The organism is Bradyrhizobium sp. Arg237L, from assembly GCF_029990105.1.
Taxonomy (GTDB): Bacteria; Pseudomonadota; Alphaproteobacteria; order Rhizobiales; family Xanthobacteraceae; genus Bradyrhizobium.
Genome location: NZ_JAQMIL010000001.1, coordinates 225864 through 240991 on the forward strand (window position 1 = coordinate 225864; position 15128 = coordinate 240991).

Genomic DNA, 15128 nt, shown 5'->3' on the forward strand with positions numbered 1-15128 from the left:
TATGTTAGTGCTAAGAACGGCGCATCGTTGGTCGCGCAGCGGTATCTCCGTAGAAGATCGTAACAGACGCTAGTAACAGATACATGGACCGAGCTTTCATGATCATCCAAGCGGTCGCCGAGAATACTGATGCGGATCCAGTGCCTCCGTCGGCGCTCGAATGTCTGATCATCGTCGCTCGACAGCACGGGCTGCATCTCACCTCAACGCAACTTATCAAAGACAACCTGCTGACCGATCAGGAAGTGACGCCTGATCAGCTCGTCCGCTGCGCGGAAAAGGCGGGCATGCGGGCGAAGCTCGTCAAGCTTGATTGGGACGGGCTTTCCCATCTGAAAAAGGCGCTCCCCGCTATCATTCGCCTGCGCAACGGAAGCCATATGGTGCTGTTGCGTGTCGATGGAGACGCCAACAACACGCGTATTGTGTTGAGGGATCCGAATGCGGCGGAAGATGCGCTGCTCGTGATCGACCGGCCGCGCTTCGAGGACATCTGGTCCGGAGATGTCGTTCTGGTCAAGCGCAACTATGAAATCTCCGACGAATCGCAGCCGTTCAGTTTCGGTCTCGTGGCCGCGTTGCTGTTCCGCGAACGTCGCATGGTTCGGGATGTTGCAATCTCTGCGCTGATCCTCGGATTCCTTGGTCTGGCGCCGATCATGTTCTGGCGCCTGCTGTCGGACAAGGTGATCTTCTACAAGGCATACAATACCTTCTATGTGCTGTGCATCGCGATGCTGGTGATGATCGCCTTCGAGGCGGCATTCGCGTTCTTGAGGCAGTTTCTGGTTCATCGCCTGACGACCAGGCTTGATGTCAAACTATCCACCTACGTCTTCGAAAAGGTTCTCAACCTTCCCATCGACTATTTCGAGCAGACCGCAGTGGGGCTGGTGGCGCGCGACATCCGCGAGGTGTTCCGCATTCGCACCTTCCTGATGGGGCAATTGTTCGGCACGATTCTGGATTCGACGACACTGATCTTCTTCCTGCCTATCATGTTCTTCTTCAGTCCGATCATGACCTTGGTGGTCCTGGCGATGGCGGGATTGATCGTCGTATGGCTTATGTTGATGCTGCCGACCTACCGTAAGGCCTCGTCCTCCGTCCTTGCAGCGGAGGGGGCACAGGGCGCCTTTCTGGTTCAGACGCTCAACGGCATCCGGACGGTGAAGTCGCTCGCGCTCGATGCGAGGCAGCGCCATATGTGGGACGTGCTGGTCGCGCGCGTTGCGAAGGCCCGGCTTGCGGAAGGGATGACCGGAAACGCGATCCAGGCTGTCGTGCGCCCGTTGGAGCGGCTGGCAGTAAGCGGTTCATTTGCGCTGGGCGTCTATCTCGCGCTTGTCGCCAATGACCCCGTCGTCATCGGAGCGCTGTTCGCCTTTCTGATGCTGTCGCAGCGGGTCTCGGGTCCGCTGATGCAGATGGCGCAGCTCATCAATCAGTACGACGAAGCGCGAAGCGCGGTCGCCACCGTCGGCAACCTGGTCAACCAGCCTGCCGAAGAGGGGCGTTCCGGACATGGAGTCCGCTCGCCGCTCGTGGGCAGAGTGGAGTTTTCCGGCGTCACCTTCAAATACAAGGGTGCTGTCTCGCCGACGCTGAACCGCATCTCCTTTGAAGTGCCCCAGGGGACCACGCTTGGCGTGATGGGTAAGAGCGGCTCCGGCAAGACCACGCTCACGCGCTTGTTGCAGCGACTTCATTCGGACTACGACGGATTGATCAAGATCGACGGCATCGACGTTCGCGAATACGACGTCGACCATCTGCGCCGGAACATCGGCGTCGTGCTGCAGGAGAATTTCCTGTTCAGCGGCACGATCCGGGAAAACATCTCCGCGGCCAAGCCGGATGCGACCTTTGATGACATCGTCAAGGCCGCCAGGCTAGCGGGCGCGGAGGAGTTCATCGACAAGCTGCCCCGCGGCTACGAAACCCAGATCTATGAAGGTTCTCCCAATCTGTCGGGAGGGCAGCGGCAGCGGCTCGCGATCGCGCGCGCGCTGATCGTCAATCCGCCGATCCTGATTCTCGACGAAGCGACCAGCGCGCTCGATGCCGATAGCGAGGCGATCGTGAACGCCAACATCTCGCGGATCGCGCACGGCCGGACGCTGATCATCATTTCACACCGGCTGTCGTCGCTAACGAAGGCCGACGCCATTCTGGTGCTTAATCGCGGCGTGGTCGACGACATCGGACGGCACGAGGAGCTGTTGGAGCGCAACGACATTTACAGTTCGCTTTGGTACCAGCAGAATACGCATCTGGTGCCTGCGAACCGGAATGATAGACCAAACTTCCGGAGCCCGACCCTTGTCTCCTAATCAAGCGTCGCTTGCCACCGTTCGCCAATTCCAATCGGAGACCGACGCAATCCGGGAGGAAGCCGAGCCGCTGGTTGCGCGGGCCACCCTGTTTGTGCTTTCCGCGTTCCTGGTTGCGATCGTCGCGATTCTGTGCCTGATGCGAGTCGATCGCGTTATTTCCAGCATCAACGGCAAGATTGTGCCGGCCGGTCAGGTCAGCGTTCTGCAGGCGCTGGATCCCTCGATCATCAAGACGATCGATGTGCGGGAAGGCGAGCAGGTCCAGCCGGGACAGTTGCTCGCGACGCTCGATGCAACCTTCACGTCGGCCGATTTGACCCAGGCGAAATTGCAGATCGCGAGCCTCGAGACGCAAGTGGCGCGCGACGAGGCTGAGCTGAAGCAGCAGCCGCTCGTGTTCCCCGGCAAGTCAGACCCCGATTTCCAGAAATACGCGGCGCTGCAGAAGGCGCTCTATGATCAACGGATGGCGCAATACACCGCCCAGCTCAACAGTTTTGAATCGAAGATTAAGCAAACCCAGGCGACGATTGAAAAGCTCCGCGGCGACGACGCCAGGTATCGGCAGCGCGACGAGGTTCTGCAGAAGATCGAAGCAATGCGCACGACGCTTGCCGAGCACGGCACCGGCTCGCAGCTCAACATGTACATCTCCCAGGATACTCGGCTGGAATTGCTGCGGACGTTGGAGAACACGCACAACAGCCTGACAGAGGCACAGAATACGTTGGGATCGCTGATCGCCGATCGTGACGCCTTCAAGCAGCAATGGTTTGCGCAATTGAGTCAGGATCTGGTTACGACGCGCAACAAGCTCGACGACGCGAGAACCGCCTATGACAAGGCGGAGAAGCACCAGGACCTTGTCCGTTGGACCGCCGCCGAACCTTCCGTGGTCCTCACCATGGCGAGGCTTTCGGTCGGATCGGTCCTCAAGCCTGGCGATCCCTTCATCACGCTAATGCCGATCGACACAAAGCTTGAGGCGGAAATCCAGATCGCTTCGCGGGATATCGGGTTCATCCGCGCCGGAGATCCCTGCACGATGAAGATCGACGCGTTCAACGCCGCGGAGCACGGCACGGCCCAGGGCAAGGTGCGCTGGATCAGCGAGGGCGCGTTCACGACGGATGAGGATGGAAAGCCGGTCGATTTCGCGTATTACAAGGCACGGTGTTCGGTGGACTCGAGCAATTTCAAGGATGTGCCGCATAATTTCCGTCTGATCCCCGGCATGACCCTTTCGGGAGACATCAATGTAGGCACCCGATCCGTCGGAATGTATCTGCTTGGTGGGATGCTCAAGGGCATTCGCGAGGCTATGCGTGAGCCATGACACTGTCGGCGCGATCGCTTTTTCAGTGGATTCGGCCTGCTTTTTCGGAATCCCGCGGAAAGCAGTTTGAGCGCGGCGAGGCCGCCTTCGAACTTGGTCACTATCTGGAGGCGCTGAAGCTCTGGAAGCTGGCGTCGCAAGATGGCGACGCGGAAGCGGACTATCGAATCGGATTGCTTTACGCAAAGAACCAGGGCGTTTTGGGCAGCATTCCCGACGCGGTGGTGTGGTACGAGCGCGCGGCACAGCGAGGCCATGTCGAGGCGCAGTATCAGCTCGGCTTGATCTTCCTGTATGGAGTGAAGGCCACTCTCGGACCGAACAGGCCAGAGACGTGGCGTCAATCCTCTGGCGCTCGACTGGGCGATGCGGCATCGAATGTTCATGACCTCATATTCCCGCACGGAACCAGTGTTGCCAGTAATGTTGATGTCGCTTTTCGCTGGATCACGGCTGCAGCGGAAGCTGGCAAGGCCGAGGCCCAGACCATCCTTGGCAACCTGTATACCGAAGGGCGGGGGTGCGAGAAGGACTACACCGCTGCGCTTAGATGGTATCAGGCCGCGGCAGACCAGAAGTGTGCTCCAGCCGAATTTTCTCTTGGTGATGTCTATTATCAGGGCCGAGGCGTTCCCGTAGATCTCGATCAGGCGGCGATCTGGTATCGCAAGGCCGCCGAACAGGATCACGTGAGGGCGCAGGTCGCACTGGCGTTCATGAACCTGAAGGGGGCGGGCATGCCGGAAGCGCCCGCCGAGGCCGCGCGCCTATTCCAGAGCGCCGCAAAGCATGATGATCCGATCGCGCTCTACAATATCGGTCTGTTGCGCCTGAACGGCAAAGGCATCGCCAAGGATCCCGACTTGGCCGAAACCGCGTTGCGCAAGGCGGCGCGCAAGGACTACCTTCCGGCGATCCAGGCGTTGGCGGAGTTCTATTCACACGGCGCAGGGGCCGAGCCGGATCTGCGGGAAGCGGCAACTTGGTACGAGAAGGCCGCCGAGCGAGGCGACGTGCAGGCTCAGTTCTTCATCGGGCGCTTCTACGCGACCGGAACCGGCGTCTCCCCGAACATTCGTCAAGCCGCGAAGTGGTTCGAGCGTGCGGCGGAGAACGGCCACGCCACCGCCGCGTTCAACGTCGCGATCTTCTATCTCAACGGCTCCGGCGTCGAACGTAACGTGGAAACCGCGATCAAGTGGTTTGAGCGCGCTTCGGAGGGCGGCATCAGCGCCGCGCAGGTGCAGCTCGGCAGGCTCTACTCCGCAGGCAACGGCGTTCCGCGCGATCAAAAGCTCGCGGGAGAATGGCTGAGCAAGGCCGCTGTTGGCGGGGACCCTGACGCCAAGACCGCCTACGCGCTCTTCCTCCTTCATCATGATGGCTCGGCGGACCGGCTTGCGCAGGTGCAGTCGTTGTTGACCGAAGCTGCCGAAGCTGGCTACGCGCCCGCGGCCTTCCAGCTCGGCGCGATGCAAATGGGCAAGTTCGGTGGGGTTGCGGATGTGCGAGGCGCTATCCCATGGTTTACATGCGCGGCCAAAGCCGGCCATGTCGAAGCCCAATACACCCTTGCGCTCCTGTTTGCCGATCCGAACAGCGGCGTGAATGATGCGCGAGCATCAGCGACCTGGATGACCGCGGCCGCGCGCGCAGGCAATGCCGCCGCGCAGTTCCAGCTTGCCGTCATGTATTGCACCGGCAATGGCGTTGCCCAGGATGTCGCTCAGGGTGTGACCTGGTACGAGGCCGCCGCGCAGCAGGGACACACGGTTGCGCAGTATAACCTCGCAGTAATGCTCGGAAGAGGGCAGGGCCGCGAAGCTGATCCGAAGAAGGCGTCCGAGTGGTTTCAGAAAGCGGCAGAGCAGGGCATGGCTGAAGCGCAGCTAGCGGTGGGAGACGCGCTGATGTCGGGCGCCGGCGTCGCACAGGATAGGGACATGGCGGTGCATTGGTATCAACAGGCGGCGCGACAAAATAATGAAGGCGCAGTGCGTCGCCTGAAGGCGATAGGCCCAACGTTGGTGGACACTGAGCGATGAAGAATGACGTTGTCCGTTCCGGAGCGGAAAGATGAAAAAGGAGGCAAGCAACAGCGACAATTCGGGCACAACTGAAGATTGCTTTCATATCGGAGACAGAAAGAGTGCGCTAATCTCGCGCTTGCGAAGTAAGGTGCTCAACGCTGAAGTGAATGTGTGACGATGGCTGATTTTCTTTCGAAGCTCGCGCGCGACGCCGGTCAAAAGGAACCTCGGATGAGGCGCAGTGCAATCGCACGGTCTCAACCCAAGGGAGAGACGAGCGTCGCAAAGACAAACGGTGCGGCCGCCAAGGAACTCGTGAGCAAGCAACCAGAGCTTTCACCTCCGTCGGAGCCGGCTGCACCGGCCATCGACCTCACAGGTGCCACGCGCATGCTCAAGGGGCTAGGGCTGTTCGATGAAAATTTCTATGCGACGAGCTACCCGGATGTGATCGCGGTCGGTGCCGATCCGTTCGAGCATTTCTTCCTCTATGGCTACAAGGAGGGCCGCAAGCCAAATCCGATCTTCGATCCGATCTGGTATGTCACGACCTATCCCGATGTGAAGGACGCGGATGTGCAGCCGCTACTGCACTACGCATCGATCGGTGAGCCCGAAGGGAGGCGGCCGAGTCCGTATTTTCAGCCCGCCTGGTATCGCGAGAAGTACGGCATACCGGAAAAGGAGAGCCCGCTCGCGCACTATCTGAAAAACCGTATCGGTCCGTTCAGCCCGATTCCGGAGTTCGACGCGCAATACTATCTGCAGATCTATCAGGACGTCGCGACCGCCGGGGTCGATCCGTTCGAACACTTTATCTTCCACGGCTACAAGGAAGGGCGCAATCCGTCGGCGGAGTTCGACACCAAGTTCTACATTCAGCGCTACTTCAAAGGTAAGACTGACCAGAATCCGCTGCTGCATTATCTGGAGCATCGGCACGAGGACGGCATCTATCCGTCACCGCCGGAAAACGAAGCCACCATTCCGGCTGAGATCAAGCGCTTCACCAAGCCGAGCGCGCAGTTCGAGGAACTGCGGCCCTTGCCCGCGAGCGCCAAGCCGCGCGCAAAGATCCTGGCCTATTACCTGACCCAGTTTCACGCCTTCCCCGAGAACGACAAATGGTGGGGCACCGGCTTCACCGAGTGGACCAACATCGCGCGCGGCGTGCCGCGGTTCAAGGATCACTACCAGCCACGGGTCCCGCGCGACCTCGGTTTCTACTCCTTGGGCGACATCGAAACCATGCGCAAGCAGGTGAGAATCGCCCAGGCGGCGGGCGTTCATGGCTTTGTATATTACTATTATTGGTTCAACGGTAAGCGCCTGCTGGAGAAGCCGCTCGAGCAGTTCCTGAAGGCGCGCGACATCAATATGCCGTTCTGCCTGATGTGGGCGAACGAGAACTGGACGCGGCGCTGGGACGGCATGGAAGGCGAGGTCTTGATCTCGCAGGACTACCTGGCTGATGACGACGAACGTCTGTTGTCGGATTTCAACCGGCACTTCAAGGACAAGCGATACATCCGCATCCAGGGCCGACCGCTCTTGATGATCTATCGTCCGCGCCTCATTCCGGATACCGCCAAGGTGATTGCGCGCTGGCGTTCGATCTTCGCGAAGAGGTTCAATGAAGATCCGATCATCATCATGAGCCAGAGCTTTGATGATTACGATCCCGCTCCCAACGGCATGGATGGCGCGATCGAATTCCCGCCGCACAAGCTCACAAAATATGTACCGCTGGTCAACGCCGAAGCCAAGATCCTGGACGACACCTACTCGGGCCAGATCTACAGCTATGACGATGTCGCCAAGTATTCGCTTGAGGAGCCGCGTCCGAATTTTCCGTTGATCAAGACCGTGGTGCCGAGCTGGGATAATGACGCGCGCCGGCAGGGCACGGGTCTCGTGATCCAGGGATCGACGCCACAGAAATACGAGGCGTGGCTGGCGACGCTGGTCGAGCAGGCACAGCAGCACACGTTCTTCGGGGAAGCCGTCGTCTGCGTCAACGCCTGGAACGAATGGTGCGAGGGCGCTTATCTCGAGCCGGACCTGCATTTCGGATCGGCTTACCTGAACGCCACTGCGCGTGCGGCGACCGGCCTGACGCGCGACCTTTCGCTGCCAAAGATTCTGCTGATTGGGCACGATGCGTTCCCGAGCGGCGCTCAGCATCTGTTGCTCAATATCGGCAGGACGCTGAGGAGCGCGTTCAACATTGAGGTCGAGTATCTACTGCTGCAGGGTGGCGCGATGGAGGCCGAATACGCGTCCGTGGCTCCGCTCACGGTTCTCAAGCAGGCGACCGAAATCCCTGCGACGTTGCGGCACTTCCGGGAGAAGGGGTTCACGGCCGCGATCGCCAACACCACGGCGAGCGGGCGCGCCACCAAATTCCTTGCCGAGATGGGATTTCGCACCATTTCACTGGTGCACGAACTGCCGCGGATCCTTCGCGAGAAGAATCTGGAGGACGTCGCACGCATGGCGATCGGAAACGCGCAGCACGTCGTGTTTGCCTCCGAATTCGTTCGCGACAGGCTCGTTGAGGCGCTCAAGCTCGATGCCGGTGACGGGCGCTTCCTGATCCGTGCGCAAGGAAGCTACAAGCAGATCGAGCCGGCGCCGGCCGAAGCCGTCTTGGTTCGCAAGGAATTTGGCATCGCCCCGACCGACAAGATGGTGCTTGGGGTCGGCTATGCCGACCTGCGCAAAGGGTTCGATTTGTTCCTGCAGGTCTGGAGCCTGGTTCGGCAACAGCATCCGAACGTCCATTTTTGCTGGGCCGGCGGCATCGATCCTGGCCTGCAGGAATGGTTGGGACCTGAAATCAGTCGCGCCGAGGCCACCGGTCGTTTCCATCTCGCCGGCTTCCGTTCCGACATGCAGGCGCTCTATTCCGCTTCGGATATCTACGCCCTGACGTCGCGAGAGGATCCATTCCCGACGGTGGCGCTGGAGGCGCTCAGCGTGGGCGTGCCCGTGATTGCCTTCCAGGACTCGGGGGGCATCCCCGGCTTCCTTCTAAAGGAGAACGTCGGCCGCGTTGTGCCGTATTGCGACGTGCCGGCGATGGCGCAAGCCGTGGAGAATTTCCTGCGCCGGGCGCCATCAGAGGCCGAGCGCGCCCGCATGACCGAGATTGTCCAGACAAAATTCGCGTTTGCAGATTATGTCCGCGATCTGCTCCGACTTGCTGTGCCTTCGCTGCCGAGCATCTCCGTCGCGGTTCCCAACTACAATTACGCGCATTGTCTCCCGGAGCGGCTCTACACCATCTTCGACCAGAACCATCCAGTCGAGGAGATCATCGTGCTGGACGACTGCTCCTCCGACGACAGCATCCCCGTGATCATGAAGCTCGCCGACGAGCGCCAGCGTGATCTCACACTCGTCATCAATGAGCAGAATTCCGGTTCCGTGTTCGCGCAATGGGCCAAGGCAGCGGAGATGGCGAGGGGCGAGTTCCTCTGGATCGCCGAAGCCGACGATCTCTCCGAGCCCACCTTCCTCTCAGGTCTGCTCGCACTGATGAACGGCGACCCCGACATCGCGTTCGGCTTCACCGATTCGAAATCCATCGATGCCGACGGCGCCCACCTCTATGCGAGCTACAAGCCCTACTACGCCACCATTGAGCCAGGCGCATTGTCGCGGACCGAGGTGTTCGACGGTCGCGATTTCGTGACCCGCTATCTCGGTGTCAAGAACACCATCCTGAACGTCAGTTCGGTACTGTGGCGCCGCGAAGCGTTGTTGCGCGCGCTCGAAGCCTGCCGCGGCGGCCTTCGCGACCTTCGGATGGCCGGCGACTGGCGCATCTATCTGGAGGCTCTCGGCACGCGAGGCGCCAAGATCGCCTACGTCGCCGATCCCCTCAATATCCACCGGCGCCACGCCGCGAGCGTGACGCATTCGCTGAAAGCGCAGAAGCATATCGAAGAGATCGAAAGCATGCACCGCGTCGCCCGCGAGCGGTTTGGATTTACGGATCGCGAAACCAAATCGCAGGCCGCTTACCTCGAAGAGGTCACTGCGCAATTGCTGGGGACAACGCCGGAGGCCGAGAAGCCGAAGCGGGAAGCAAAGCAGTCGGCGGCGGGGGAGCCTGCCAAGGCGTGATCGCGATATCTCAATTAGGGACTTTCTGGGGGTAACTTGATGTTCGTGCCTTCTGCTCAATCGTTGATGAATACGCTCAACCTCGACAAATCCGCGCTCGACGGGCCCGGTGCGATCGGAGTGCCGGCGGGACTGTTGAAGCTGTTGCTGCAAATTGCGGTTGCGGCCGCTGAGTTCGATGAAGATGGCTATCTGCGGGAGAACCCCGATGTTGCAGGAGCAGTCGCTCGTGGAGAGCTCGAAAGTGCCCACATGCACTACATTGGCTTTGGCTACTTCGAAGGCCGCCGAGGCGGCGGTCCAGCAGTGGATGCCGAGTGGTATCTCGGCAAATATCCCGACGTCGCGGCGGCCGTGAAGGAGGGCCGCGTAAGGTCGGCGGAAGCACATTTTCTATCGGTCGGCGGCGGAGAAGGTCGGTCGCCTGCAGCCGAGTACGAAGCCGACGCAGCCCAATGGAAATCGGCCATAAAGGGGAGGTAGGATGGCAGTGGCTGTTACGGGGGCAGATCTATTTGGATGACGACAATAAGGAACGATATGCGCGGGAATAATTCGGCTACACACCAGTTTATGGCTATTATTACCGCCGGAGGAAAGCTGTGAACATTTTCTTGTTGGGGGCAACGCCAAGGATATCCGCGGAGGCTGGCGAGGATCCGCTTTCAAAACTGGCGAAGACCGGCGGCAACACTGGCAACCAGCTAATTGCCCATGGCTTGCTTGATCGAATTGTATACGACGATATCTCCTGGGATCATCGGATCAATCCCAAGGAGGTGCATGAGCGCTTCGACATGATTGTCGTGGCGGCAGCCAACTTCTTGTTTCCGAAGTTCGATTTTGGAGGCATGGCGGACTATATTGAGCGAGCGGACTTGCCGGTAGCAATCGTTGGTTTGGGAGCTCAGTCGAACAATTATGATCCCAACATGAGCTTGATGCCCGGCACTGAGCGGTTCGTGAAGGTCATTGCTGAGCGGGCCGTCAGCATCGGCGTTCGCGGTCCCTACACGCGAGACGTCTTGGCAAATCGCGGTGTGCTTAATGTAACCGTGACCGGCTGTCCTTCCTATTACATGGGAGGACCCGACGGCATGAGGATCAATCGACGGCCGTTTGGCGAAATCAAGCGCCTCTCGATCAATGCGTCGCGAGACGTAGTCGTTCATTCCTTCGACAAGGAGAAGATGCGCCGGCTCGTGCAGGAGATTTACAGCACGGGAATGATCTGGAAAGCGGATTTCATCGCCCAAAGCGAACAGTCCGAGATCAGATTGGCGGACAAGCAAGCGAAGGCGGTCGAGGAATCGCTGAAAGAAATGTCAGCGTTCCTGGCAAACGTCGCGCCCGAAAGCGAGGTGCGCAGCTGGGCCACAGATCACGTGCACGCTTTCTTCGACGTGAATGAGTGGCTGGATAAGATCCAGACCTACGATTTTGTCTTCGGTAGCCGCTTTCATGGCTGCATGGTGGCCTTGCAACGCGGTGTTCCCGCCATCGTCATCTGTCACGATACGAGGACCGAGGATATGTGCCGGTTCCTGGGCATGCCATTTGTGAGCATTGTTGATCTGGATGGCATCAACGTCGGTCGGCTCTATGATCTAGTTGACGCCCAGACGCTCCATGAGCGCTATGCGACGCTTTACCCGGCATATTGCAAGTTCTTGCTGTCGAATAATCTGGTTGTAAAGCCGTAGCTGATCGCGGGTGAGTGCGCATCGTGGACCTGGAGCCGTGTGCGGTGTTCAGTTCTCGCCCGCGTGACAGGTCTTCAGAACCTCGCTCGCAGTTCTCAACATCGAGGCGGACGGATCCCCCAAGGTCGGGGCCAGTGCTCCACCTTCGCTGTATTCATTCCAGGAATAGATCAGCGCAATCTGGTAGGGGCAACGATCCGGGTGCTTTGACATGAAGCGCGCCGCCTGTCGGCAGGCGAAAGCGAACTCGCTAGGGGTTGCGATCTCTGCATGCGCGCCCTTGTCGATGCGCGTGTAATCTCGTTTGTCATAAGCGGGAGGGTTCTCCTTTCGCGGCCGCGAATCCCAGCCGACCATGACGGTCGGCACCACGCCGCTCGAAGTGCGAGCCAACTCATCTTCCCAATATTGTTCTACGTGCCGTTGGAGCTCGGGATAACTGCCAGATCGGTTTGGCCCGAAATTTATCCCATAGGTCGAAATGGCATCGGCGCCTATCTGCTTTCGCACCGCTTCAGCTGCAGCAGGCGGTGTGTGCAGAAGTACGATGTACGGATTTCGACTGCCCGAAGAAGTTGCCTGGTTTCGCAGGTGAGACAGCGATTTCCCGAGCGCGGCGGGCGAACCGTTCCAGTATGACGGCAATAGGGCATCGAGGTAATAGAGGAACAGAACCGGTCTGCCGTCCTGCGTTCTCTGGTAGTTGTGGTCCGAAAAGAGATCGCAAATACGCTGTGTCGCTTCGTCGAATCCGTTGGCCCGACCTAGCGTGTCCACGGTCGCTATCAGGCAATAGTTCATCTGATCGGCGATACCGCTTTGACGATGGTAATTCAGCCCCTGCATCATCGAGTGTGCGAGGTCCAGTTTGCCATCGCTGCCGTACGCCAGATATGCCCAGTAGCCGAGACCAGCCTCGTGAGCGACCCGTATCTCGTGGTCGAACGAGTCTGTGGTAGCGTTGAATTGCAACGTTTTGGAATCAGTGAGACGGCTATGGAGCGGCGCACGAAACTGCCAGCGTTGGGGGCTCAGAGCTTTTTCTTCTTCATAACAAGGTTCGCCCTTTGTGTTGCAGTATTGCGCGTCCCACCTTATGGCTCCGAAGATCGGGCATCGAGTTCTTGCGTGACTCCGCCTGGGAAGCAGCAGCGTGGCGAGAAGCCCTCGCAGGAGAGTCCGACGCGTTGATAGGTACGAGATGGCTGACATTTGCAGTTCCGACAAGAGCGGGAGGCCATTCATTCGCCTTCGAGACGTATATGCGGGTTCTGGTCATTCAACAACCAGCTGCACACGCCTCGCAGGACATGAGGGGCAGGAACTCGCATCGCCGAAGTTTGTTCCACGCTCGGAGGCTGCGCGGTTCACGTGTCCGGTTATGAAGATCTCTGTTCGGAGTGCGAACACAACACAGACTGAAGTTTGTTGGTCGCATGGCGCCTGATATCGATGTCATCCTTTGGTACAACGCGAACAAATCGCTCCGCAATCTCCGTCAGTAGAATATCCGGCTTGAATTCGTCGACCAATTTCCAGTCGATGGCGGCCGACCAGACAAACATTACGGCATCGACAGTCTCGGCAAACATTCCGGTGAGCATATGAGGCCGATACTCAAAAAAAGAATCGCCGAACACGAGAAGCCGTACTTTCGCCAGAGGCGGCCGTTCATTGCGATATTCGACGATCGATCCGACGTGCAGTGACAGATCGTTCGGCACTCGGCCCGTTTCGCGCGCGGTCACGATATCGTTGGCCTCGACCCGGGATGCGCCGATGCCAAAACGTCCGAACCGCATCGTCTCGAACCGCTGGGGCGTCAACTTGGAGCCCAGATCCCAGCTGCCCTCGCGGGCTGGCGCGTTTCGCATGATCAGATCTTCCTTTTGCGGTATTCCCATGTAAGAGCACAGCATCTGATAGGCGCTGAAGCAGCCTTCCACCGTCCAATGAGTATCGGTTCGATGAAATACTTCGTGGTTGCCTGCCTGCTTTCTGAGATACCCGGTCAACGGCACCAAGATCCCGCGCAACTCGGCATCGTTGCTCCCTTCCAGGATTTCGGCCGGAAATCTCATTTGAGAGGTGATGGCGAGCGCCTTCGTCCTGAGTATCGAGAGCTTGTCCGGAACGAAGCAGTGAAGGTATTTGACTCCTTTATCCGCGGCCGTTCTCTTCCTGTCAGCCAGAAGAGCCTTCCATGCAGAACAGATCGATTGGAGATTGTGGTCGGATTCGGAGAAAAGACGCGCGACGTCGTTGCTGCCACCAACCAGGAAGAGATGGCCGTCGTCTCCCTCGAAAACGTCTTTTGAGAGCTGCGGCACAACAGCCTACTTTCGTCTCAGTGCCATGCAATCCTGCGCCAACTGTCCGCGATCAGCATAGTCGATGACGACGAATAGATCCGAGAACTTGTCGGAGATATATTTGTCCGTCACGAAGCATTCTGCAAACTCGCTGCGCGCAACTGAATCCGAGGGCAGCCAAAAGAACTTTCCGGACCTCACTTCCGCTATTGCAGTGTCGATCGCGTTATAGGGGAGCCGCTTTAGAATGAGATCAATCCAGAAGTGTATCTCTTGACCATCGATCTTCTTTCGGTGTGCTTCCTTCAGATCCTCCAAGAACCGAACGCCGAGAGTCGTTATGAAGCAAACGCCACCTGGTCTGAGAATGCGGGCAATCTCGGAAATCCACCGATCGAAATAGTGCTGGTTAAAGTGTGAAAAGGTCGACCACGTGACGAAGTGGGTCGCGAATCCGTCACGGAACGGGAGCGGCGGCAACGGATCGGTTTTGACGAAGCTGATATAGCTGTTCGCCTTGCGCGCTTCGACGATGAAGTCGAACGGTTCGACTGCATAGATATTCGCCGCAGGCACGTCCTTCATGAAAGCGCGCGCGATGCGGCCCCAGCCGGTTCCGAAGTCGATCAGGATGCTGTCCTTGGAGAGGGAGGCGCCATTGGCGTTCAAGACGCCGACGCAGTGGTCGCGAAAGCTGAGCGCGCCTCTGATCGCCATTTCATTGGAGTTTCCTTGCAGATGGCGCTGCAGGTCCGCTGACGGAAATGAGGGAAAGGCAATGCCCCGTATCGAAGGCTCCTTGACGCTCCTGACCAGATCGGACCGCCATTCCTGATCGGTAAGAGGTGCATAGGTCTCGTATATCTTGTTGATCTCGGTGCTGTGCATCTCTTCCTCGATTGAGTGAACGCCGGTCTTGAGGCGGAAAACCGCCTCGCTCCGGCCTACTGGGTGAGTCCGACCCGCTTGGCTTGATATCCCCGCGCCAAGATATCCCGCCACCACGGCTGTTCATCGACGTACCACTGCACGGTCTTGGCGATGCCGCTCTCGAAATTCTCTTCCGCGCGCCAGCCGAGATCGCGTTCCAGCTTTGAGGCATCGATGGCATAGCGGCGGTCGTGGCCGGGACGGTCGGCGACGAAGGTGATCAGGTCGCGGCGGCGGGCGCCTTGTGCGCGCGGTGCGATCTCGTCGAGGAGATCGCAGATGGTTTCGACCACATGCAGGTTGGTGCGCTCGTTGCGGCCGCCGACATTGTAGGTCTCGCCGACCGCGCC

10 protein-coding genes are annotated in these 15128 nt (G+C 59.0%); 6 read left to right on the forward strand and 4 right to left on the reverse strand.

Annotation, left to right across the window (positions count from 1 at the left end):
• Positions 1-98: 98 nt before the first annotated feature.
• The 6 genes from OZ411_RS00990 to OZ411_RS01015 all read left to right on the forward strand — a co-directional run bounded on the left by OZ411_RS00990 (position 99) and on the right by OZ411_RS01015 (position 11536).
• Complete coding sequence (locus OZ411_RS00990) at positions 99-2333, forward strand: peptidase domain-containing ABC transporter (RefSeq protein WP_282526408.1); 2235 nt, start codon at positions 99-101, stop codon at positions 2331-2333.
• Positions 2323-3672: an HlyD family type I secretion periplasmic adaptor subunit gene (locus OZ411_RS00995; protein ID WP_282526409.1), complete on the forward strand. Its 1350-nt coding sequence runs from the start codon at positions 2323-2325 to the stop codon at positions 3670-3672. The genes OZ411_RS00990 and OZ411_RS00995 overlap by 11 nt, the downstream gene beginning before the upstream one ends.
• Positions 3669-5717, forward strand: a complete 2049-nt coding sequence (locus OZ411_RS01000; protein ID WP_282526410.1) for an SEL1-like repeat protein — start codon at positions 3669-3671, stop codon at positions 5715-5717. The genes OZ411_RS00995 and OZ411_RS01000 overlap by 4 nt, the downstream gene beginning before the upstream one ends.
• 216 nt (positions 5718-5933) lie before the next feature.
• A complete protein-coding gene (locus OZ411_RS01005) occupies positions 5934-9833 on the forward strand; it encodes a glycoside hydrolase family 99-like domain-containing protein (protein ID WP_282526411.1) in 3900 nt (1299 codons plus the stop codon).
• 39 nt (positions 9834-9872) lie between these two features.
• Positions 9873-10316, forward strand: coding sequence for a hypothetical protein (locus tag OZ411_RS01010; protein WP_282526424.1), 444 nt, complete (start codon positions 9873-9875; stop codon positions 10314-10316).
• A gap of 119 nt (positions 10317-10435) precedes the next feature.
• On the forward strand, positions 10436-11536 hold the full coding sequence (locus OZ411_RS01015; protein ID WP_282526412.1) for a polysaccharide pyruvyl transferase family protein: 1101 nt from the start codon (positions 10436-10438) through the stop codon (positions 11534-11536).
• 48 nt (positions 11537-11584) lie between these two features.
• Here OZ411_RS01015 and OZ411_RS01020 read toward each other — a convergent pair whose 3' ends face one another.
• From OZ411_RS01020 to OZ411_RS01035, 4 genes are all read right to left on the reverse strand, one after another.
• Positions 11585-12508 (reverse strand): glycoside hydrolase family 99-like domain-containing protein, encoded by a 924-nt coding sequence (locus tag OZ411_RS01020; RefSeq protein ID WP_282526413.1) that lies wholly within the window; start codon positions 12506-12508, stop codon positions 11585-11587.
• A 407-nt stretch (positions 12509-12915) separates the two neighbouring features.
• A complete protein-coding gene (locus OZ411_RS01025; protein WP_282526414.1) occupies positions 12916-13866 on the reverse strand; it encodes a hypothetical protein in 951 nt (316 codons plus the stop codon).
• Positions 13867-13872: 6 nt separating this feature from the next.
• Positions 13873-14853: a class I SAM-dependent methyltransferase gene (locus OZ411_RS01030; RefSeq protein WP_282526415.1), complete on the reverse strand. Its 981-nt coding sequence runs from the start codon at positions 14851-14853 to the stop codon at positions 13873-13875.
• Positions 14793-15128: GDP-mannose 4,6-dehydratase (locus OZ411_RS01035; RefSeq protein WP_282526416.1), on the reverse strand; the 336-nt coding region annotated here is incomplete at its 5' end. The genes OZ411_RS01030 and OZ411_RS01035, both read right to left, overlap by 61 nt.